At 63.3% G+C, this 20,299-nt stretch carries 26 protein-coding genes; 11 read left to right on the top strand and 15 right to left on the bottom strand.

Translation table 11 applies throughout. From position 1 onward, the window contains the following. Positions 1 to 14 precede the first annotated feature (14 nt). On the top strand, positions 15 to 281 hold the full coding sequence (locus XB14_RS07670; protein ID WP_034795148.1) for an usg protein: 267 nt from the start codon (positions 15 to 17) through the stop codon (positions 279 to 281). A 132-nt stretch (positions 282 to 413) separates the two neighbouring features. Here XB14_RS07670 and XB14_RS07665 read toward each other — a convergent pair whose 3' ends face one another. Next, complete coding sequence (locus tag XB14_RS07665) at positions 414 to 1,139, bottom strand: DUF2270 domain-containing protein (protein ID WP_077961037.1); 726 nt, start codon at positions 1,137 to 1,139, stop codon at positions 414 to 416. Positions 1,140 to 1,321: 182 nt separating this feature from the next. Between XB14_RS07665 and XB14_RS07660 the strand changes: the two genes are divergently transcribed. Beyond that, positions 1,322 to 2,149: a class I SAM-dependent DNA methyltransferase gene (locus tag XB14_RS07660; protein ID WP_077961036.1), complete on the top strand. Its 828-nt coding sequence runs from the start codon at positions 1,322 to 1,324 to the stop codon at positions 2,147 to 2,149. Positions 2,150 to 2,329: 180 nt separating this feature from the next. Here XB14_RS07660 and XB14_RS07655 read toward each other — a convergent pair whose 3' ends face one another. Further along, entirely contained in the window at positions 2,330 to 3,298 is a 969-nt protein-coding gene (locus XB14_RS07655) for a DMT family transporter (RefSeq protein WP_077961035.1), read from the bottom strand. Positions 3,299 to 3,698: 400 nt separating this feature from the next. On the opposite strand from XB14_RS07655, the gene XB14_RS07650 reads away from it, so the two are divergent. Next, on the top strand, positions 3,699 to 4,568 hold the full coding sequence (locus tag XB14_RS07650; RefSeq protein ID WP_077961034.1) for an NAD(P)-dependent oxidoreductase: 870 nt from the start codon (positions 3,699 to 3,701) through the stop codon (positions 4,566 to 4,568). Beyond that, positions 4,565 to 5,260 (top strand): DNA alkylation repair protein, encoded by a 696-nt coding sequence (locus XB14_RS07645; protein WP_077961033.1) that lies wholly within the window; start codon positions 4,565 to 4,567, stop codon positions 5,258 to 5,260. Before XB14_RS07650 ends, XB14_RS07645 begins: the two co-directional genes overlap by 4 nt. A 14-nt stretch (positions 5,261 to 5,274) precedes the next feature. On the opposite strand, the gene XB14_RS07640 is transcribed toward XB14_RS07645, so the two are convergent. The 3 genes from XB14_RS07640 to XB14_RS07630 form a co-directional block, all read right to left on the bottom strand. Next, positions 5,275 to 5,763 (bottom strand): Lrp/AsnC family transcriptional regulator, encoded by a 489-nt coding sequence (locus XB14_RS07640; protein ID WP_077961032.1) that lies wholly within the window; start codon positions 5,761 to 5,763, stop codon positions 5,275 to 5,277. Between the two features lie 65 nt (positions 5,764 to 5,828). After that, positions 5,829 to 6,467: a uracil-DNA glycosylase family protein gene (locus XB14_RS07635; RefSeq protein WP_077961031.1), complete on the bottom strand. Its 639-nt coding sequence runs from the start codon at positions 6,465 to 6,467 to the stop codon at positions 5,829 to 5,831. Beyond that, positions 6,460 to 7,047 (bottom strand): thermonuclease family protein, encoded by a 588-nt coding sequence (locus XB14_RS07630; protein WP_077961030.1) that lies wholly within the window; start codon positions 7,045 to 7,047, stop codon positions 6,460 to 6,462. The genes XB14_RS07635 and XB14_RS07630 overlap by 8 nt, the downstream gene beginning before the upstream one ends. Before the next feature lie 308 nt (positions 7,048 to 7,355). Between XB14_RS07630 and XB14_RS07625 the strand changes: the two genes are divergently transcribed. Beyond that, positions 7,356 to 8,891, top strand: a complete 1,536-nt coding sequence (locus tag XB14_RS07625; protein ID WP_077961918.1) for a sensor histidine kinase — start codon at positions 7,356 to 7,358, stop codon at positions 8,889 to 8,891. A gap of 3 nt (positions 8,892 to 8,894) precedes the next feature. Further along, positions 8,895 to 9,452, top strand: coding sequence for a GNAT family N-acetyltransferase (locus tag XB14_RS07620; protein ID WP_077961029.1), 558 nt, complete (start codon positions 8,895 to 8,897; stop codon positions 9,450 to 9,452). Here XB14_RS07620 and XB14_RS07615 read toward each other — a convergent pair. Both XB14_RS07615 and cobT read right to left on the bottom strand, forming a co-directional pair. Beyond that, positions 9,442 to 9,855 carry a diacylglycerol kinase gene (locus XB14_RS07615; RefSeq protein ID WP_077961028.1) on the bottom strand — a complete coding sequence of 138 codons (414 nt, stop codon included), beginning with the start codon at positions 9,853 to 9,855 and terminating at the stop codon, positions 9,442 to 9,444. The genes XB14_RS07620 and XB14_RS07615 overlap by 11 nt on opposite strands. A gap of 228 nt (positions 9,856 to 10,083) precedes the next feature. Next, on the bottom strand, positions 10,084 to 11,100 hold the full coding sequence (gene cobT / locus XB14_RS07610; RefSeq protein WP_077961027.1) for a nicotinate-nucleotide--dimethylbenzimidazole phosphoribosyltransferase: 1,017 nt from the start codon (positions 11,098 to 11,100) through the stop codon (positions 10,084 to 10,086). A gap of 246 nt (positions 11,101 to 11,346) precedes the next feature. On the opposite strand from cobT, the gene XB14_RS07605 reads away from it, so the two are divergent. The 4 genes from XB14_RS07605 to XB14_RS07590 are packed head-to-tail and all read left to right on the top strand — an operon-like array spanning position 11,347 to position 13,827. Next, the gene (locus tag XB14_RS07605) at positions 11,347 to 12,135 is read left to right on the top strand and encodes an adenosylcobinamide-GDP ribazoletransferase (protein ID WP_077961026.1); all 789 of its coding nucleotides are present in this window, start codon (positions 11,347 to 11,349) and stop codon (positions 12,133 to 12,135) included. A 35-nt stretch (positions 12,136 to 12,170) separates the two neighbouring features. After that, a complete protein-coding gene (locus XB14_RS07600) occupies positions 12,171 to 12,392 on the top strand; it encodes a DUF1289 domain-containing protein (RefSeq protein WP_077961025.1) in 222 nt (73 codons plus the stop codon). Continuing rightward, on the top strand, positions 12,389 to 13,090 hold the full coding sequence (locus tag XB14_RS07595; protein ID WP_077961024.1) for a TIGR02281 family clan AA aspartic protease: 702 nt from the start codon (positions 12,389 to 12,391) through the stop codon (positions 13,088 to 13,090). The genes XB14_RS07600 and XB14_RS07595 overlap by 4 nt, the downstream gene beginning before the upstream one ends. 53 nt (positions 13,091 to 13,143) lie before the next feature. Beyond that, complete coding sequence (locus XB14_RS07590; protein ID WP_077961023.1) at positions 13,144 to 13,827, top strand: hypothetical protein; 684 nt, start codon at positions 13,144 to 13,146, stop codon at positions 13,825 to 13,827. A gap of 12 nt (positions 13,828 to 13,839) precedes the next feature. Here the strand turns inward: XB14_RS07590 and XB14_RS07585 are convergent, their stop codons facing one another. From XB14_RS07585 to XB14_RS07565, 5 genes are all read right to left on the bottom strand, one after another. Continuing rightward, positions 13,840 to 14,601, bottom strand: coding sequence for an ABC transporter permease (locus XB14_RS07585; RefSeq protein ID WP_077961022.1), 762 nt, complete (start codon positions 14,599 to 14,601; stop codon positions 13,840 to 13,842). Next, the gene (locus XB14_RS07580) at positions 14,598 to 15,524 is read right to left on the bottom strand and encodes an ABC transporter ATP-binding protein (RefSeq protein WP_077961021.1); all 927 of its coding nucleotides are present in this window, start codon (positions 15,522 to 15,524) and stop codon (positions 14,598 to 14,600) included. Before XB14_RS07580 ends, XB14_RS07585 begins: the two co-directional genes overlap by 4 nt. A 107-nt stretch (positions 15,525 to 15,631) precedes the next feature. Beyond that, complete coding sequence (locus XB14_RS07575) at positions 15,632 to 16,117, bottom strand: YeeE/YedE family protein (RefSeq protein WP_077961020.1); 486 nt, start codon at positions 16,115 to 16,117, stop codon at positions 15,632 to 15,634. Beyond that, a complete protein-coding gene (locus tag XB14_RS07570) occupies positions 16,114 to 16,521 on the bottom strand; it encodes a YeeE/YedE family protein (RefSeq protein ID WP_077961019.1) in 408 nt (135 codons plus the stop codon). Before XB14_RS07570 ends, XB14_RS07575 begins: the two co-directional genes overlap by 4 nt. Then, positions 16,518 to 16,850, bottom strand: a complete 333-nt coding sequence (locus tag XB14_RS07565; RefSeq protein WP_077961018.1) for an ArsR/SmtB family transcription factor — start codon at positions 16,848 to 16,850, stop codon at positions 16,518 to 16,520. The genes XB14_RS07570 and XB14_RS07565 overlap by 4 nt, the downstream gene beginning before the upstream one ends. A gap of 38 nt (positions 16,851 to 16,888) precedes the next feature. Here XB14_RS07565 and XB14_RS32595 point away from each other — a divergent pair, with 38 nt between their 5' ends. Next, positions 16,889 to 17,503, top strand: a complete 615-nt coding sequence (locus XB14_RS32595; RefSeq protein ID WP_143348280.1) for a hypothetical protein — start codon at positions 16,889 to 16,891, stop codon at positions 17,501 to 17,503. Here XB14_RS32595 and XB14_RS07560 read toward each other — a convergent pair. From XB14_RS07560 to XB14_RS07550, 3 genes are all read right to left on the bottom strand, one after another. Then, entirely contained in the window at positions 17,500 to 18,750 is a 1,251-nt protein-coding gene (locus tag XB14_RS07560; protein ID WP_077961017.1) for an extensin family protein, read from the bottom strand. The two genes, XB14_RS32595 and XB14_RS07560, sit on opposite strands and share 4 nt — an antisense overlap. Positions 18,751 to 19,074: 324 nt before the next feature. Next, positions 19,075 to 19,626: a Kazal-type serine protease inhibitor family protein gene (locus XB14_RS07555; protein ID WP_077961016.1), complete on the bottom strand. Its 552-nt coding sequence runs from the start codon at positions 19,624 to 19,626 to the stop codon at positions 19,075 to 19,077. A gap of 259 nt (positions 19,627 to 19,885) precedes the next feature. After that, positions 19,886 to 20,290, bottom strand: a complete 405-nt coding sequence (locus XB14_RS07550; RefSeq protein ID WP_234804002.1) for a barstar family protein — start codon at positions 20,288 to 20,290, stop codon at positions 19,886 to 19,888. Positions 20,291 to 20,299 lie beyond the last annotated feature (9 nt).

Below are 20,299 nucleotides of genomic sequence, written 5' to 3'. Positions count from 1 at the left end.
GAAGTGAGGTCCACATGACGAACGAGATGGAACTTCAGCTCAAGGGCTACGGACTGACGACGGCGCAGATCCTCTACCACCTGCCCGACCATCCGGCCTTCCTGCAAACCTATATCTGGCAGCACTACGACATCGCTCCGGACTTCCCGGAAATGCGCAGCTTCCTGAAATTCTGGGAAGAGAAACTGGACGGGCCGCTGCATTCGGTGCGCTACGTGCACCGCAAGCTGATCTCGGCAACGGAATGGCGAGCGCTGAAAGGCGAGCTCATTCTGCATTGAGGCGGTTGGAGCAGAGACGGATCAAGCACGACCGGAAGGTCTGCGATCGAGCCAAGCCGGCACGGCCGTTGAACATCTTGGGCACATACGGCAGCCAGCGGCGAGCCGCAGGGGACATCTTGGACATGCGCCTCAGACATGCACCTCCCCGTGCGCCAGTTCACCTTCGCGCGGCTCTTTGTGCAGCGAGCCGTAGAGTACCAGCCCGTAAAACAGCACGACAGCGATGACTACCGGCCAGCCGGGTACCGGACCGAGCGCCGCGTTCTGGGCAACATCGGCCCAAGAGCGCACGTGACCGAAGGGTTCGCCGTTGGTGGAGATCTTCGGCGAGGAAATCTTCAGCGCCCAGGCAAGCAGCAGGATTAGGTACATCCAGCAATAATTGCGCTGCAGCCGCCGGCAAAGCGCCTCGCGGTAGCTCATCAGGAAAGCGGGCTTGCGCAGGCTCTTGGCGATCGCTGCCGCCCAGTTGAGGTTCGGTGCCCCATCAGGGGCGAGGATCTGGGCGAAGTATCCCCGTTCCAACTGGCGCACGCGGGCGCGGTAGACGTCGAAGAAGCGGTAGCGCCGCGCCTCGATGAGGAGCAGCAGCGTGATCAGCAACATGGCGAAGAGCAGCACGCCGTGGTGTGACGACGGTGTCGACAGCGATACGGAAAGCAGTGCCGCAACGACGGTGATCGCCCAGTTCGAAGTGCGGTCGATGCGGTCGCGCCAGCCGGCCATGCGTCCCATTTCACCGCGATAATAGTGCACGACCGCGTTGATCTGCTCTTGCGACGTCTGCGGCAAAGGCGGGCCCTTCGGCTCCTTGATCTCAGTGCTCAAGATCAGCGGCCCAAGCTCGGCGGACATCGGCATTCCTCCCGTCTTTTCTTATGCTTATGATCATGACTCCTTTCCTGCCGCCGATAAATCCCGACAGCGCCGAACGACGCCGTTTTTCGGCGTCGGAACTGCGTTTTGCGGCCGGCTTTCGCAATGGGCGGGCACGGACGGCGATTGCCAAAACCGGTCTGCGGACGTAAGAAGCGCCCATGACCCAAAAGAGCACGAAAATCGACGAGGAAGCGCTGGCGGAAGCCTATAACCGCGCCCTCTCCCTGGAAAAGTCCGGCAAGTTCGATGCCGCCGCTGAAGCCTATGCCGAAGTGCTGGCGCTCGATCCGGAAGATCACGGCGGCGCTGCGGTGCGGCTGGCCTCGATGGGACGCGGCGAGACGCCGGTGAAGGCGCCGGACGCCTATGTCGCCACCCTCTTCGATCAGCATGCCGAAGTCTTCGACAACGTGCTCGTCGACCAGCTCGGCTACTGCGTGCCGCTTCTCGTACGCCAGCGCCTCCAGGCGCTCGAACTCGGCCCCTTCGATCGGGTGCTCGATCTCGGCTGCGGCACGGGGCTTACCGGCGGCGCGCTGCGGGACATGGCCGAAGACATCACCGGTGTCGATCTTTCGGAAAACATGGTCGAGATCGCCCATGAAAAGGATCTCTACGAGACGCTCTATGTCGCCGAAGCGGTCGACTTTCTCGACGACAATGACGACGAGCCGTTCGATCTGATCGTCGCCACCGATGTGCTGCCCTATATGGGTGCGCTCGAAGCGCTGTTCTTCGGTGCCGTCGACAATCTGGTGCCGGGCGGCCTGCTGATCTTCTCCAGCGAGACCCTGCCGGCAGAAACCTTCGCCGGACGCAATTTCATGGTTGGCCCGCATCAGCGCTTTGCCCACGCGGAGAGCTACCTGCGCGACCGGCTTGCGGCCACCGGCTTCGAGATCATCGAGGTCGGCGACATCACGGTGCGGCTGGAAGAAGGCGAACCGATCCCCGGACATCTGGTGGTCGCGCGCTTCAAGCCGTGATCTGAGGCCGCTCCGATCCGGGGACAGGTTCGCGGCGCTGTTAGAGCCATCAAGCGAAGGGCGCATCGCAGGATGCGCCCTTCGCACGTTTCGGGTGTTGTGCCGCAAATGCCGCGGCCTACGTCCGACCCGAAGCGGACCAGCCGCTCCGGGCGGCCACAGGGGCGAGAGGCGATGCAGCTACTGGTGCGCCAGCGCCGGCTTGCCCGCTGGAAACTGCCTTTCGTAGAAGATTCGGACGGACAGCACCACGCCTGCAATCAGGATTGCCACCCCTGCAACTTCCATCGCGGTCGGCCAGCGGGCGTGGACGACAAGACCGCCGATGACGCCAAACGCGGTCTCCGAGACGATCAGCTGCGCGGCCAGCGCAACGGGCAAGCTTCTTGAGGCGATATTCCACGCCCATACGCCGCAGACCGTCGCCAGAAGCGCGAACGCAGTGCCCCAGAGATAGAGCGATCCGGCGGCATGCCACCCGAAACCCAGTTTTGGCAGCTGGAAGAGGCCCATCGCGGCACCCGCGGGGTAGAAGGCCAGCATCAGGATACCGCCGCCCACGAGTATCAGCGCAGACCACACGCCGGAGGGCATTTCCGGCCGGGCCGACAATGCCGCCTGGTTGGCAATCGCGAACCAGACCCACAACGCCACTGCGGCTAGCGCCAGCGGAACGCCGATCCAGAATGAACGGACAGATTCCAGCCCCTCGGCGGTGAACGCCGTGCCGTTGACAAAAACGAGACCGGCCAGCACCAGCGTAAGAGGTACCATCAGGGCTTGCCATGAGACTGATCCCTGACGCTTGTTGCCGATCACCATCAGAGCGATAGGCACCAGGCCGAGGAAGGCGGGCGCGATCACCGGCCCGGCAAAAATGGCGGCTCCCGTTACCGTCAGGAAGTAGCCGACATAACCGATAAAGGCGAGCCAGAGCGCGGAAAGCCCGTTTCGCAGCGTCAGGTGTCGGATCACTCCCTTCGTTGAAAACAGGATGCAGAGGCCGACCAGAGCCGAGACCACATGGCGGACCAGCGCAAAGTCAAAGGTGGAATAGTCACCGATGATGAACGGCACGACGAAGTTGAGCGAAAAGGCAAAGGCCGCAAAGAGCGCAGCAAGGACGCCAATGTAGAAACCCTGGTTCATGATCCTGCCTCGTTGATCTTCAGACGCTAGAGCTTCCCTTCCCGGCCCGCCATGCATGCGTTTTGACAAACACCTTTTCCAATCTGGAAGTCGGCGCGTTGGGACTGAGCATGTACACGAAGCGTGCCTCGATGGGCGCGTTGGGCCTTAACTTCGAAGCCAACGTTGTTCGGATTAGAGCGGGTGGGTGTATCCCGCGTGTGTTTGGCGGCCGCCGATCTGTATCGCAATGTACAGGGCGTGAGCGTTCTTCCGCGTGAAGCGTCTGCCAATGCTCCCGGCGCGCAGCCACAACCATCTCCATTGCCGACTACCGGTTGCCTTCGCCCCGCAACGACGCTCTTTTCCGCACCCGCTCCATCGGCTACACCAAGGCGAAAGCAATGGGAGTCTTCGGAAAATGGCAAAGGTCGCATTCATCGGTCTCGGCGTCATGGGTTATCCCATGGCCGGCCACCTCAAGGTCCGCGGCGGACACGAGCTGACGGTCTATAACCGCACCTTCGCCAAGGCCGAGAAATGGGCGGCCGAGTTCGGCGGCCGCGCCGCACGCACACCGGCAGAAGCCGCCGATGGGGCCGACTTCGTCTTCTCATGCGTCGGCAACGACGACGACCTGCGTTCGGTCACAATCGGCAAGGACGGCGCCTTCGAGACGCTGGGCGCCGATGCGGTCTTCATCGACAACACCACCGCTTCGGCCGAAGTCGCCCGCGAACTCTACCAAGCTGCGAAGGCGTGCAACGCCCACTTCGTCGATGCCCCGGTTTCCGGTGGCCAGGCGGGTGCCGAAAACGGCGTGCTGACGGTCATGTGCGGCGGCGACGAAGCCGCCTTCGATCGCGCCAAGCCGGTCATCGAGGCCTTTGCCCGCATGGTCGGCCTGATGGGTCCGGCCGGTGCCGGCCAGATCACCAAGATGATCAACCAGATCTGCATCGCCGGCCTCGTGCAGGGTCTTGCCGAAGGCATCCACTTCGGCAAGAAGGCAGGCCTCGACATCGAGAAGGTGGTCGACGTCATCTCCAAGGGCGCCGCCGGCTCCTGGCAGATGGAAAACCGCCACAAGACGATGAATGCCGGCAAGTACGACTTCGGCTTCGCCGTCGACTGGATGCGCAAGGATCTCGACATCGTGCTGGCGGAAGCCCGCCGCAACGGCGCCAAGCTGCCGGTAACAGCCCTGGTCGACCAGTTCTATGGCGATGTGCAGGAGATGGGCGGTAATCGCTGGGATACGTCGTCGCTGCTCGCCCGCCTCGAAAAATGAGCCTTGGCCCCTCCTCGACCGCAGACGAGATCATCGCTCACCTGCGGTCTCTCGGGTCTGAAGCCGATCTCGCCGGAATGGCCCGCTTCGGCATCGTCACCGATGCCGCCATCGGGCTTTCCAATGTCGAGTTGCATAAGGTGACCCGGCTGGTGAAGGCCGATCACCGCCGGGCACATGATCTCTGGCAATCCGGCATTCGCGAGGCGCGCATCCTCGCCGCCTTCACGGCCGATCCAAAAGCTCTGACGCTGGATGAGGCAAGACGCTGGTCGGACGACTGCAATTCCTGGGAGGTCGTCGATACCGTTGCCGATCTTTTCGTCACCGCCCGCGTCGAGCGCGAACTGATCCCGGAATTTGCGGCCGACGAACGCGAATTCGTCCGCCGCATCGCCTTTGCGATGATCGCGACGGCGGCTGTCCACCTGAAGAAGGAACCGGATTCCACGCTTATCGCCTGGCTGCCGCTGATCGAGCAGCATTCGGCGGATGGGCGCAACTTCGTCAAGAAGGCGGTCAACTGGGCGCTCAGGCAGATCGGCAAGCGCAATGCCGCCTGCCACGGCCCTGCGCTGGCGCTAGCCGAGCGCCTTGCGGAAAGTTCCGACCGCGCCGCCCGCTGGACGGGCAAGGACGCGGTTCGTGAACTGAAGAGCGACAAGGTGCTGGCGCGGCTTGGGCTTGCCTGAGGCAGTCGCCGATATCAGTCCTCGGACGACTTTGCCTGGTCGATGATCATGTAGTCGAGCGGCAGCTCGGTCGTGTATTTGATCTGCTCCATGGCGAAGGCCGAGGACACGTCGCGGATCTCGATCTTGGCGATCATGCGCTTGTAGAACGCGTCATAGGCGGCAATGTCAGGCACGACCACGCGCAGCAGATAGTCGACGTCGCCGCTCATGCGGTAGAATTCGACCACTTCCGGAAACTCCGAAACGACCTCCGAGAACCGACGGAGCCACTCGATCGAGTGGGAATTCGTACGGATCGACACGAACACCGTGACCTTGGTGTTGATCTTCACCGGATCGAGAAGCGCGACGCGGCGGCGGATGACGCCATCCTCTTCCATCTTCTGGATGCGCCGCCAGCACGGCGTGGTCGAAAGTCCCACCTTCTTGGCAAGGTCGGCAACGGCCAGCGTGGAATCCTCCTGCAGCAGGCGCAGGATTTTGCGGTCTAGGCGATCCATGAAAGTCCCTCTCGAATTATTTTTCCCTCTATAGCGCGAAATTGATGAAGATAAAGAAAATTGTTTCAGTTCGTTAGAACAAACACACGCTCGCGCAGGAACGGCAGCACGTCCGCCTCGAACCAGGGATTGCGTTTGAGCCAACCGGTGTTGCGCCAACTCGGATGCGGCAGCGGCAGGATGGCGCGCACGGCATTGCGCATCGCGTAGCGCCGCCAGTCCCGCACCGTTTCGGTCATCGATTTCGGACAGTCCGGGCCGATATGCCAGCGTTGCGCATAGTGGCCGATCGCCAGCACCAGCTCGACCTGCGGCATCTGCTCCATCACGCGGTGGCGCCAGAGCGGCGCGCATTCGCGCCGCGGCGGCAGGTCGCTGCCATGGGCGTCGTAGCCGGGAAAGCAGAAGCCCATCGGCACGATCGCGAATTTCCCAGGGTCGTAGAAGGTCTCGCGGCCGACCCCCAGCCATTGCCGCAGCCGGTCGCCGGACGCATCGTTGAACGGCAGGCCGCTGTCGTGCACGCGAAGTCCGGGCGCCTGCCCGGCGATCAGGATGCGTGCGGTCGTCGAGATCACCGCGACCGGCCGCGGCTCGTGCGGCAGCCGGTCGCCGTCGCCGCGCAGCGGGTTGTCGCGACAGACGCGGCAGGCGGCGATTTCGGCTCTCAGGCGCTCAAGTTCTAGAATGCGGTCGTCAGGCATCGGCGATACCGGAAAAGACTGCGGTCAGGCGCTCGAGCAGCCAGCTTCGGATCGCCGCCAGCCAGCCATCGATCAGGTGCGGCCCCTCGTCAGGATGACCGTTTGTCCGGCGCCACTCCTGCGGCTTCACGAACTCCCCGGCCCAGAGCCCTCGTTGCTCTCGTTCCGCCTTTGCCTCCTCCGCTTCATAGCGACCGTAGCTCACCGCATAGCCCGAAAGCACCATCTCACGTCCGACATCGCGGCTGGCTGCATCGCAAACACCGAGTTCGCGGCCGTATTTGTCACGACCATGAAAACGACAACGCACGTCGCCCGCAGATACGAGCGCCCGCAATCGGTCGCGCGCCTCGCGGCCGCATTCCCACGTGGCGCCCTCACGCTTGCAGGTCTGGCCAAGCTCCGGCGCGTCGATGCCCTCGATGCGGACACGCTTGCCGGCGATCCGCAGGCTGTCGCCGTCACTTGCCAAGGCACCCCCGCGGGCTTCACCGGTTGGCGATCTTTCTCCCACAGGCAGCCGGTCGGAAAAATAGGCGCCGAGCGCCAGCAGTAACAGAATGGCCCATCCGCCGGCCATGCCACCGCGGCCTCCGCGCCGCGCACCACCCCGTTGCCCGCCGCCGCCGCTGGGATGCCGATATGTCGTCCGTCCGAATTTCACGTCTGTCCCAACCTTGATTGCCTGCGCGACTGCCTCGCAGGTCGCCGCGTCATAAACATGGTCGATTCCAAAAGATTAGAGAAGGAACCTCAGATCCCGCGCGACCTGTCGCGACCTCGGACACGGCGGCGCCACAATGGTTGTCGAATCCTTCACGCCCCGCAGCAACTTCTTAAGGATTGCTCACTAGACTGCAACGCAATCGCAACCCGTCGCATATGAGCATGAGTATCGCCGCCAGCACATCGACAGATAAGATTATCGTCGACAAATCTCGCAGCCATCGAAACAAGGCTGTTTCGAGGACGGTCCGTGCGACGCGTGAACGGCTGCAAACGGGCTCGTCGGTGCCCTCGGGCTTCGAGCGCGAGATGCTCAATCTCTACATCGATAGCGCACTGCATGGCGCAATCGCCATCCCCGTCCTCGTCACGCTGATTGCCGCCATCGGCATCTACCTCTCCGGCGATCTCGGTTTCATCCTCTGGGCGCTCATGACCTTGTCGGCCCATGCCGTCACGCTCTTTCTCGCCCGCAAGGCGCGCCGGGAAGACATGAGCGCCGAGAAGGTCCCGGTCTGGCGGCGTCGCTTCCTGCTTGGCCAGGTGCTGATGGGGCTCTGCTGGGCAACCTTCGTGGCGCAGGATTGCGCAAGCTGCGGCAATGTTCGTTTCGGCTTCTTCGAAGGCACGGTGCTGCTCGTCGCCCTGGCCGCGACCGCCATGGGCACGTTCCTGCTGCGCAATGCGCTCCTCTACACCTTCGCCCCGGTCGTGGCCGCGCTCGCCTTCGCAGCGCTGACGACAGGCGACCCGATCTATGTCGGGCTCACCGGCGTCATCTCGCTGTCGTTGCTCTTCCTGGTGCTGATGACCGACCGCATGAACCGCGCAAGCGTGCACATCCTTTCCGTCCAGTCGGAAAAGGACGACCTGATCGCGGAGCTCGAAGTGGCAAAGTCGATGTCGGACGAGGCCCGCCGGCGCGCCGAGGAAGCCAACCTCGCAAAGTCGCGCTTCCTCGCGTCGATGTCGCACGAGCTGCGCACCCCGCTGAACGCCATTCTCGGTTTCTCCGAGGTCATGTCGACCGAGGTCCTGGGCCCGCTCAGCAACCCGACCTACAAGGAATATACCAACGACATCCACCGTTCGGGCGAGCACCTGCTCAATCTCATCAACGAGATTCTCGACCTCTCGCGCATCGAGGCCGGCCGCTACGACCTCAACGAGGATTCCGTCAGCCTCGTCGATATCGCCGAGGACTGCATCGGCATGGTGCAGCTCAAGGCCCGCGCCAAGAACATCACGATCCATCAGCAGTTCGAATTCGGCATGCCGTCTGTCTGGGTCGACGAGAAGTCGATGCGCCAGGTCATTCTCAACCTGCTGTCGAATGCCGTGAAATTCACCAACACCGGCGGCGAAGTCACCTTCAAGGTCGGCTGGACAGCGGGTGGCGGCCAGTACCTCTCGATCAAGGACAACGGTCCCGGCATTCCCGAGGAAGAGATCCCGATCGTGCTTTCGGCCTTCGGCCAGGGCTCGATCGCCATCAAGAGCGCCGAACAGGGCACCGGTCTCGGCCTGCCGATCGTCCAGGCCATTCTCGCCAAGCACAATGGCGAATTCATCCTGCGCTCCAAGCTGCGCGAAGGCACGGAGGCGATCGCCATCCTGCCCGCCCGCCGCGTGCTCGAAAGCCTGCCGGCAATCGAGGATGTCGCAGCGCCCGTTCGCCGCCGCAAGAGCTTTGCCTGATCCATGCAGTTTGAAACGCAGCGCCTCAGGCTTCGGCCCTGGGAAGAACGCGATATCGCGCCCTTTGCAGTCGCCAATGCCGATCCGGAAGTCCGGCGCTACTATTATCCGGCCATTCTGACGCGCGACGAGACGGCAGCGATGATTGCCGACTGCGCCCGCCACCTCGCCGACCACGGGTTCGGTTTCGTCGCGGTGGAGCACAAATCCGATAACGCGCTCATCGGCGGCCTCGGCCTTTCAAGGACCGGAGACGATATTCCCGGCGGACCGCATGTCGAAATCGGCTGGATCTTCGCCCGCCCCTATTGGCGGCAGGGCTATGCGCTGGAAGCGGCAAGCGCCTGTCTGCAGCATGCGTGGCGGACGCTCGGGCTTGCCGAGGTCATCGGCTACACCTCGCGCATCAACCACCCGTCGCGGGCACTGATGGAAAAACTGGGCATGGTGTCGGATCGATCAGAGGATTTCGACGACGTCACGGTACCCGAAGGCAATCCGCTGCGTCCGCACGTGCTCTATCGGATCAAGGCTCCGGCCCCTTCGTCGATCACTGCATGAAGCCGTCGAAGATCACCACATAGGCCGCATAGACGCCGTTGGCGACGATCAGGCACAGGCAGGCGAAGGATCCGAGATCCTTGGCGTTCTTGCCCATTTCAGAGATCTCGGGAGAGACGCGATCGACGATTTCCTCGATTGCCGTGTTGATCGCCTCGAAGGCCATCATCAGCAGGAACAGGATCGCCATTGCCACGAACTGGAAGAAGGTGGCGCCGACGATGACAAAGGCAACCATGGCGATCCCGAAGGCGATGAGCTCATGGCGAAACGCCGCCTCGCTCACCAGCCGCTTCGCACCGCCCAGCGAATAGCTGGCTGCGGCGAAGAGATGCCGAATACCGGTCTGCTTCTCGACGGGACCCGTCTGTCCAATGCGGTGCGTGGTGTTCTTGGCGTCCATTTCTTCTCGACAGGGCTTGAAATCGTGCTTGCTTCGACATCGTGATTGAGGCGAATGCAAGGCGGTCTCGGTTGCAGGCACCCAAGACTATAGCTAGGGCGCGCATCTGCGCTTTGGATAGGCGAGAAGAACGCATCCATCAAGGCCCGACACGTGGTGGCGTCGCGCCCGTGACAGGCCTTGGACAGAAACCGGCCGGCCTTCCGGCAAAGCCCGGCCGTAACTTCACTATTCCTTGTTGCTGACGCCGGCCTGGGCGAAGGTCGCCATGCCGCTGTGGCAGGCGGCTGCCGCCTTGACGATTCCGGCAGCAAGTGCTGCTCCCGTGCCCTCGCCGAGCCGCATGCCGAGCGCCAGCAGCGGCGTCTTGCCGAGCTTCTCGATCGCGCGGATATGGCCGGGCTCGCCGGAGACATGGCCGATCAGGCAATGGTCGAGCGCCGACGGGTTGGCCGCCTTCAGGATGGACGCCGCAGCGGTCGCCACGTAACCGTCGATAATGACCGGAACCTTCTGGACGCGGGCAGCCAGGATGGCGCCGGCCATCGCCGCGATCTCGCGGCCGCCGAGGCGGCGCATCAGTTCGAGCGGATCGGACAGGTGATCGCGATGCAGCGCCACGGCCTTTTCAACAGCGGCGACCTTGCGCTTCAGCACTTCGCCTTCCGAGCCGGTGCCCGGGCCGACCCATTCCTCGGCCGTGCCGCCATAGAGGGCGAGATTGATCGCGGCCGCGATCGTCGTGTTGCCGATGCCCATCTCACCAATGCACAGAAGATCCGTGCCGCCGGCGATGGCTTCCATGCCGAAGGCCATGGTTGCCGCGCAGTCGCGCTCGGACAGCGCCGCTTCCTCGGTAATGTCGCCGGTCGGGTATTCGAGCGCGAGGTCGAAGACCTTCAGGCCGAGATCGTGGCTGACGCAGATCTGGTTGATCGCCGCACCGCCGGCGGCAAAATTCTCGACCATCTGCGCGGTGACGGAGGACGGGAACGGGGTCACGCCCTGGCGGGTGACGCCGTGGTTGCCGGCAAAGATCGCCACCAGCGGCCGGTTGACGGCCGGCGCCTTGCCTGTCCAGGCGGCGAGCCAGAAGGCGATTTCCTCAAGGCGTCCAAGCGCGCCCGGCGGCTTCGTCAGCTGGGCGTCCCGCTCCCGCGCGGCAACCAGCGCGGCCCCGTCCGGACCCGGCAGGTTGCGCAACAACTCGCGAAAATCATCAAACGGCAGGCCGCTGGCACTCATGGGAGGAATCCTTGCATCATCGTGAAGCTCTATCTACGCCCCTCATAGAGGTCGCCGAAAATTCGGGCAACGACATTTGCGCCAATCGGCGTCGCCGTTCGGACCCGGCGGCGCTCACAAGCGGTCTAGGAAGGTTTGGGAAAAGTGTGCGTTGCTTTCGCCCGGAACCCGCCCCGGCTTGCGGGACTCGCCGAGGTCGGCGAGTTTGGCAGCGGCCGGGTCAATGGCCGGAACCTTGGAGGAGCCATGGGCTTCGTTGGCGATTTCTGTGACGATGTGGCGCGGTCGATCGGCTTCTTGAGCCGCATCCCGATGCCCGCGCGCCACTTCGAAGGCTACGACGGGCGCTTGAGCCGCGCCGTGCGCGCCTTCCCGCTCGCCGGCCTGCTGATCGCCTTGCCGTCGGCAGCTGTCGCGGCGGCGCTCGTCGCGTTGCAAGTGAGCTCTCTCTTTACCGCCTTCGTCGTCGTCGCGATCCAGGCGCTCGTGACCGGCGCTCTGCACGAAGACGGACTTGGCGACACAGCCGACGGCTTCGGCGGCGGTCGCGATCGCGAAGCGGCACTCACCATCATGAAGGACAGCCGCATCGGCACCTATGCGGCCGTCGCGCTCATCCTCTCCTTCGGCCTGCGCGTCTCAGCGCTCGCTTCGATCCTGCCGCTGTTCACGCCTCTTGGCGCCGGCATGGCAATCCTTGGCGCAGCAAGCCTCAGCCGCGCCGCCATGGTCTGGCACTGGTCGTCGCTTCCGCCGGCACGCAGCGGCGGCGTTGCCGCCTCGGCTGGCGAGCCGCAGCCGGCGGCAACACGCGTCGCGCTCGGCTCCGGTCTTCTCGCCGCGATGCTGCTCTTCTATCTTGCGCAGGTTCCGGCGCTCGGCCTTATCGTCGCGCTCGGCGCTTTCCTTGCCGCCGTGAAGGGTTTTGCGCGCCTCGCGATGCGCAAGATCGGCGGGCAGACGGGCGACACGATCGGAGCCACACAGCAACTGACGGAAATCGCCGTGCTCGGTGCCCTTGCACTGACGGTCTGAAACATCGATATATCAAGGGAAAACTGAGCAAGCCCATGGAATCGCCCTGCATTCTCGTCTGTTCGATCGACGACAAGACCGGCTACTGTTTCGGCTGCGGCCGCACGCGCGACGAAATCGGGCGCTGGACGCTCTACACCGACGCCGAACGGCGGGCGATCATGACCACGCTGCCCGACCGGCTCGATACGGTCGAACGCAAGCCGCGGCGCGAAACGCGCCGCAGCCGTATGGCGAGGGAACGCGGCCAAGCATGACCCGTTTTGCCATCCTGCTCTCGATCCTGGCTATCGGCCTCATTCTGCTGATCATCAATCATGACGCCGGCCGCACGATGGGCCTTGCCAATGACGACTTCGGACAGCTCGTGTCGCTCGGCGCCATCGCAACGCTGATCGGCGCCGGCATCATCCAGAGCCGCCGGCGTTTCGGCGAAGGACTGCGTCAGGTTGCCCTCTGGCTCCTTATCGTGCTGGCGCTGGTCTCGGCCTATGTCTACCGCTTCGAGCTGCAGGGCTTTGGCAACCGCCTGCTCGCTGGCCTCGTTCCGGGCCGGGCGACCATCATCACCGACAGCGAGGGCCAGCAGGAGGTGGTGCTGCACAAGATGCTGAACGGCCACTTCGAGACGGGCGCCACCGTCAATGGCCAGGAGATCAGCATGCTGGTCGATACCGGCGCCAGCAGCATCGCGCTCACCTACGAAGATGCCGAAAGGATCGGCCTGGACCCGGCCAACCTCGACTATATCGTCACGGTCATGACCGCCAACGGCCGCGCCCAGGCCGCCCCGGTGATGCTTCAGGAAATTGCGATCGGCCCGATCACCCGCCGCAACATCGGCGCGACGGTTACCGCCAAGGGAAAGCTCGACCAGAGCCTGCTCGGCATGAGCTTCCTCTCCACCCTCGAAATGCTGCAGATGCGCTCCGACGAGTTGCGTCTGCGCGATTGACCGGCACCCGCCCGGCGCGGTCCTGCCACGCATGGAAGCAAGGGGAGCACGGTATGGATTTCATGCGACTGCTGAAGTCGATCGAGGAGCTGCTCTACGAACTCGTCTGCTGGCTGCTGTTCTACCCGCTGACCCTGTGGCGCACGCTTCGCCACCCGCAGGCGATGATGCGCTACGCCGACGTCGAACTCGGCGACGACCTGCCGGATCAGTATTCGGACGCGCTGAGCCCGCCGCTCTTTCTGTTGATCACATTGCTTCTAGCGCATGGGCTGGAGCTCGGCCTCGTCAGGCAGGCCGCTCCCTGGGCGTCAACGTCGCTGCTTGCCTCCGATTCCAACCTGCTGATGTTTCGCGCCGTCGCCTTCAGCATCCTGCCATTGCTGATGGCGGTGAAGCTCTTGCGCAGCAAGGGCGCGAAGCTGACACGCGATACGCTGCGCCCGCCCTTCTTCAGCCAGTGCTACGTCACGGCGCCTTTCGCGTTTGCGATCAGTCTCGGCGGCCAGCTGCTGATGGCCGGGCACAACGCCTTCACGTCGATAGGCGCCGTCTTCGTGGCGGCTTCCATCGTCTGGTACATCGTCGCCGAGACGCGCTGGTTCATGTCCGACCTCGGGCTGTCCTCGATACGGGCGCTGTTGCGCGTCGTCGTGACCATTCTGCAGGCGCTCGTTGCGATGGTCGTTGCCAGCGCGATCATCGCCTATGCCAGCGGAGCGGTGCCCGTATCCTGACGGCCGGAGCCGTCAGTTTCTCAGGCGGTAGCCGGTGCGGAAGATCCAGGCGAGCACCGACATACAGATCATCAGGAAGGCGAGGATGATCACCGCGCTGAAAATCGGATTGACGTCCGACACCTCGAAGAAGCTCCAGCGGAAACCGCTGATCAGGTAGAGCACCGGATTGAAGTGGCTGACCGCCTGCCAGAAGGGTGGCAGCATCTTCACCGAATAGAAGCTGCCGCCGAGGAAGACGAGCGGCGGGATCACCAGCATCGGGATGAGGTTCAATTGCTCGAAGTCCTTGGCCCATATGCCGATGATGAAGCCGAACAGGCTGAAGGATATCGCCGTCAGCACGAAGAAGAACACCATGACGAAGGGATGGGCGATCGTCAGGTCGACGAAGAGCGAGGCGGTCAGGAGGATGATCGTGCCAATCATCAGCCCCTTGGTCGCCGCCGCACCGACATAGCCAAGCACGATCTCGACCATCGACACCGGCGAGGACAGGACCTCGTAGATCGTGCCGGTGAATTTCGGAAAGTAGATGCCGAAGGAGCCGTTGCCGATGCACTGCGTCAGCAGCGTCAGCATCATCAGCCCCGGCGTGATGAAAGCGCCATAGGAAACACCGTCGATCTCCTGGATCCGCCCGCCGATCGCCGCGCCGAAGACGATGAAATAGAGCGAAGTGGAGATGACCGGCGACACCACGCTCTGCAGCAGCGTGCGGCGGGTGCGCGCCATCTCGAAGAAATAGATCGACTTGACCGCTTCGATGTTCATCGCCCTGCCCCCACGATTTCGACGAAAATGTCCTCCAGCGAGCTCTGCCGCGTGGAAATGTCCTTGAGCCGGATACCGGCTTCGGCGAGCGCCGCCAGCAAGGTGGTTATCCCGGTCCGCTCTGCGCTGGTGTCGTAATCGTAGATCAGGCAGTGGCCGTCGCCTTCGAGCGTCAGGTTGTAGCTCGACAGAACGTCGGGAACGTCGTCCAGCGGATGGGCGAGATCGACACGCAACTGCTTGCGGCCAAGCTTCGACATCAGCGCCGCCTTGTCCTCGACCAGCAGGATCTCGCCGCCATTGATGACGCCGATGCGGTCGGCGATCTCCTCGGCCTCTTCGATGTAATGCGTCGTCAGGATGATCGTCACGCCCGAGGCGCGCAGCCTTTCGACGACGTCCCACATGCTCTTGCGCAGATTGACGTCGACGCCCGCCGTCGGCTCATCGAGAAAGAGAACGCGCGGCTCGTGCGACAGCGCCTTGGCGATCAGCACACGCCGCTTCATGCCGCCCGAAAGTTCGCGCAGCATGTTGTCCTTCTTGTCCCAGAGCGACAGGTCCTTCAGCACCTTCTCGATATGATCAGGATTCGGCTTCCTGCCGTGCAGGCCGCGCGAGAACGTGACCGTGTTCCACACCGTCTCGAACGCATCGGTCGTCAGTTCCTGCGGCACGAGCCCGATCATCGCGCGGGTCTCGCGGAAGTCGCGCACCACGTCGTGGCCGCCGACCATCACGGTTCCGCCGCTCGGATTGACGATGCCGCAGATGATCGAGATCAGGGTCGTCTTGCCGGCGCCGTTCGGTCCGAGCAGCGCAAGAATCTCGCCCTCCTCGATATCGAGGCTGACGCCCTTCAGCGCCTTGAAGCCGGAGGCATAGGTCTTCGACAGATTGGAAACGGAAACGATGGGCGCCATGAAAACTGATCCGGAAGCGGGGGGCAGAGTCGTGAGGTCCCGCCCTATATGGGACAATTCATTCCGATTTGCAGCCGCTTGGAATGAAAAAACACGATGACTGTGCGTCAACGTGGCTGAGACAGTCGCGTTTCGACGCCCGCTCCGGCAGATGTCTGCCTTGGCACCTTGCGGTCAACCAGCCGGTCGTGGACCAGCATCCCGGCCACCATCGCGACCACGAAGACGATCGTCGCCGGCAAGCCGAGCGACAGCGAGGCAAGCGCCGGGCCGGGGCAAAGCCCAACCAGCCCCCAGCCGACGCCGAAAATCGCCGAGCCGGCGATCAGTCGCCGGTCGATGACCTGATTGGCCGGCAGATGAAAGGCCTCGTCGAACAGGGGGCGCTTCAGCCGGCGCGTCACGAGAACGCCGAGCGCCGAAACGAAGACGGCGCCGCCGAGCACGAAGGCAAGGCTCGGGTTCCAGTTGCCGGTGATATCCAGGAATGCCCGCACCCGGGCAGGATCAAGCATGCCGGACAGCGAAAGGCCGAAGCCGAAGACCACGCCGGAGACGAGGGTTGCCACGAGGCGGAGCAAGGTGCTGTTCATGCGAAGAAGCCCGCAACGAAGACCGTGACGATCGCCGACGCCATGAAGGTGGCGACCGCGGCAATCGAACGGCGCGACAGCCTTGCGAGCCCGACGACGCCATGGCCGCTGGTGCAGCCCGAGCCCATGCGCGAGCCAAAGCCCACCAGAAGACCGCCAGCCACGAGAAGCGGCCAGGAGGCCGTCACGGTCACAGATGGCCAGGCCGCGAAAATGAGGCGATAGAGCACCGGCCCGGCGACCAGACCCAGCACGAACAACGCGCCCGACGAAGCCTGTACGCCCTGCAACAGGCGTCCCGCTATGCCGCTGATGCCGGCCACCCGGCCATTTGCCACCATCAGGATCGCCGCCGACAGACCAATCAGTAGCCCGCCCGCCAGCGCATTCCCGTATTCATTCATGCTTTCGAACCATCCCGACAGAAAATCTGATAGAGCGCGCCGACGAGACGCGCCACCTTGTCGTGGCTGAGCCGGTAGAACACCTGCTTGGCCTGCCGACGGGTCGAGACAATGCCGGCATCCCGCAACACCGTCAATTGCTGCGAAAGCGTCGGCTGGCGAATGCCCAGCGTTTCCTCGAGCGCGGCGACCGCATGCTCGCCCTCGAGCAGCGCGCTGACGATCAGCAGCCTGTTGCGGTTGGCAAGTGTTCTGAGGATCTTAGAAACTTCGCCAGCGTGCACCGCCATATCGCTGCGCATTCCCGGAAATTGCATGACCGTTCCCATTTCGTCCTCCCGTGGCGCCAAGGAGTGAGCAGGCCGCAATGCTTGTAGCGACCAACCAGACACCATCCACGATTGTTATACGAAATAATATAATATCGTATTACTTATTACAAAACCAGACGAAAGGGAGAGACAGCGGCAGTTCCGGCATCCTGCCATTTTCGCACGCTCAGAAAAATACTAAAGAAATTCAGAGAGTTAAAAAGAACACCAAGAAAACGGGAATTCGCCATATTTGGGACAACCGACCGGAACGAGACAAGCAAGGGCAAAACCTAAAGTATAATATTATTTATTCCGGTCATCACGCCGACGGCCAGATCCGCGTCGGCAACCGGTTCGAACGCACGCAAACGACAGCCGGCGCAAGATTTCCTCAGCCGACGACAGCAATTGCGCGCCGCTGTCACGAAACCGTGATGCTCTTCGATCAGTTTGCGTCACGCGGGCCGCAACATCGCCCTTTGATTTGCGCTCGTGATTTGCACACCGGAGCCTCCCCCTTTTGCTCCGGTTGTTGGGCCGGCCTCCCCGCCGGCCTCTTTTTTTTGCCGGCTTCCGAGATTGGTAGCCGGCAGGCCATAACAACGATATCAAGCACACTCGGCATCGCGAGCCGCAGGCCGCCGTTCGCGCTCGGGAATCAGGCCTAGTCGCAGTGCCGGTAGCCGGTCTTGCGGGTTCTCAGGTCGAAGTGGAAATGGTCCTTGTGGAAGGGATCGCTGCCCGGGCCGAGCACGGTGTTGAAATACTTGCAGCTGTCGGAACGAACGGCCTTCAATAGCCCCTTTTCACGGAAGGCGAAGAAGCCCGGCTTGCGCACGTCGATTTCCTTGCCGTTCTTCAGCACGAACTTGCCGACGTCGATGGCGTTGCCGTGCGCATGTTCGGACATCGGATTGCCCCGTCGCGAATTCATCGTGCGGCAGGAATAGCCGCCGAGCGGCTTGATCGTCTTGACGCCGGACCAGTAGCGGTAGCGCGACGATGGCGCGAGTTCGTACTTCACCCACTTGGCAAAGGCTTCGGTCACCTCGCAATTGAGCTTGACCGCCGGCTTCACGCCGATACCGCCGGAGAGGCCGCTGAGCTCGATCGGATAGTCGATGCCGCAGGACGGTCCGTTGCTGATGCGCGGAATGTCGCGGAAGACGACGCCGAGCTTCCTCAGGCGCTGGCGGCAGGCAATTTCGGAGCCCGGCATCTGGCCCGTGTATTCAGGCGTCGCCATCGGATTGTTGGCGCGCGGCAGGAAGGCGACCTGTTGCGGCTCCTGCACCCGCTGACGAGCGCGCTGCGGTTCCATTGCCCGCGCGCGCTGCGCCTCCTCGGCCGCCATCTTCTCGGGCGACAGCGGCGGCAGGTCCGGGTCGTAGCCAAGGTTGGCCTCGGCTGGCGCCGGGCTGTTCGTGCCGCCAAGCTGGCGCACGTTCTCTTCGCCGATGCCGCCGACCACCGGCTGGCTGGCATTGCCTTCGGCAATGTCGTTGCTCTGCTCCTCCGCCAGTCCCACCACCGGCTGGTCGACGCCGAGCATGGCGTCCATGTTGACGCCTTCTTGGGGAATGGCCGCCGAACCGGCGCTTGCCGACTGCGCACCCGAAGCCACAGCCTCATCGCTATCGATCATCGGCAAGGCACGGCGCGTCTGCCGGGGCGGCTGTACCGCCACGGCATGTTCCGGATTGCCGTTGAAGGTCCTCGCCGGCGTGGCGGCGGGATAGGCCGCCACCTCCTCTTGCGGCACGGCATCGACGGGCACGGGGCCGATCGAGCCGACACGCGCCCCGCCGTCGATGCGACCGGGCGGCGACAGCGCGTCGTCGGTCGAGCAGGCGACGAGCGAAAACGAGAGAACGAGTGCCGTCAGCGGGCGATGGAGACGAGTAACATAGGCCATACCGAACTGCGCCTTCCTCCGGGCGGCCAGAAAAGACCACCGTCATCGCCCCGCTGCCCCGACAGCTCCATTGCGTTCGATTGGCACGCAATGGTTGCTGCAGCACTTGCAATTGCTGCCTTTTGCCTGTGTCGCAAACCGGGCACAGCGGCCAAAAAGGCTGATTTGCGGTGCATTTTATTCAAACACGGTAAACGAAGGCTTGCGCTGTACCTGCAGGAAATCGGGTGGCCAGGCCGGAACCCGTCGCTCCAGCCCGACACAAGAAAGCCCGCGTCCTCATCGGACGCGGGCTCGAATGATCAACGCTGGATCGCGCAGGTGTTAGCGGCACTCGCCGCGATGGACGACCTGGAAACCTGCCCCTCCCGCCTCGCAGGCGTTCGGGAAGGTTTCGGTGCGGCTACCGCGCTGGCCGCAGACCGGGGCATATTCGCGGGTGCAGAACTGGCCTTCGGACGGACGGTCGTCCTCCCTGCGGCACTCGCCGCGGCCGATCACCTGGAAGCCCTCGGAACGCGCCTGGCAGGCATTCGGGAAGGTCTGCGTGCGGCGGCCGCGCTGGCCGCAGACAGGCATGTACTCCATCGTGCAGGCCTGGGGCGGACGTTCCGGCGGACGATTGTCCGGACGGCACTCGCCGCGATGGATGACGTTGAAGCCGTCGGCGCGCGCCTGGCAGGAATTCGGGAAGGTGCGCAGACGATTGCCGCGCTCGCCGCAAACAGGCACATATTCCATCGTGCAGGCCTGCGGGCGCGTGGGCCTTGGCCCCGGTCGCGGCTCGTCGACGACGACGGTACACGCGGAAAGAAAGCCGAGCGCCAGCATCAGCACGGCGATCGGCCTTGTGAGAAGTAGTTTGAGAAGTGCCATGGTGTCCCCTCTGGTGCAGCGGCCGGCAACCGGAGCGACGCCCCGTCGATTGTCTCCCGCTTCTCGCGTATCTATCCCCGGTCACGATCAGGTCAAGACGGAGATACTCGTCGTGCACCGTAACCGGAGGCAAGAGCGGCAGATAGGCCACAATCGTTGTCATAGGATTGCGATTGCTGGCGCCCTATCGTTGCGACGACGCTGCAATCGAAGCCAGCGAGCGTGGTCCGGATTAGCCGGCTGACGAATGCTACCGGCTTCAGATGAACTTGACGCTTATCGTCGTCACTTCGCTCGCGATCGCTTTCAGCGCATCGAGAAACGGCACGTTGCCCTTTCCCGTCCGCAACCCCGACAAATCGTCGGAGTTCGAAAAAACGAGCGCAACCTCACCCGGCCATCCCGGTCCGCCGCCTTCAAGGGCATCCCAGAATGCATCGAGGTTGCAGCCGAACATGCCCGCGCCCTCCGGCTCCACAGCATCGAGATAGCGCTGCCAAAATTCGGCGGGCGATCGGATTCCGGAACAATCGACAACGACTTCTTTCATATCCCGACCATGGCCGTTGCCTGGGAAGACAGTCAACCGTTCGCCTATCGCGCACGATGGGCATCGCGCGAAAAACCCGCGCGGCATGCCGCGCGGGTTTGACGAGGACTGCAAGTTTTGTGC

The sequence above is a fragment of the Ensifer adhaerens genome (assembly GCF_002007205.1).
In the GTDB taxonomy this organism is placed as follows: domain Bacteria; phylum Pseudomonadota; class Alphaproteobacteria; order Rhizobiales; family Rhizobiaceae; genus Ensifer; species Ensifer adhaerens_D.
This window is presented reverse-complemented; position numbering and strand designations above follow the sequence as displayed.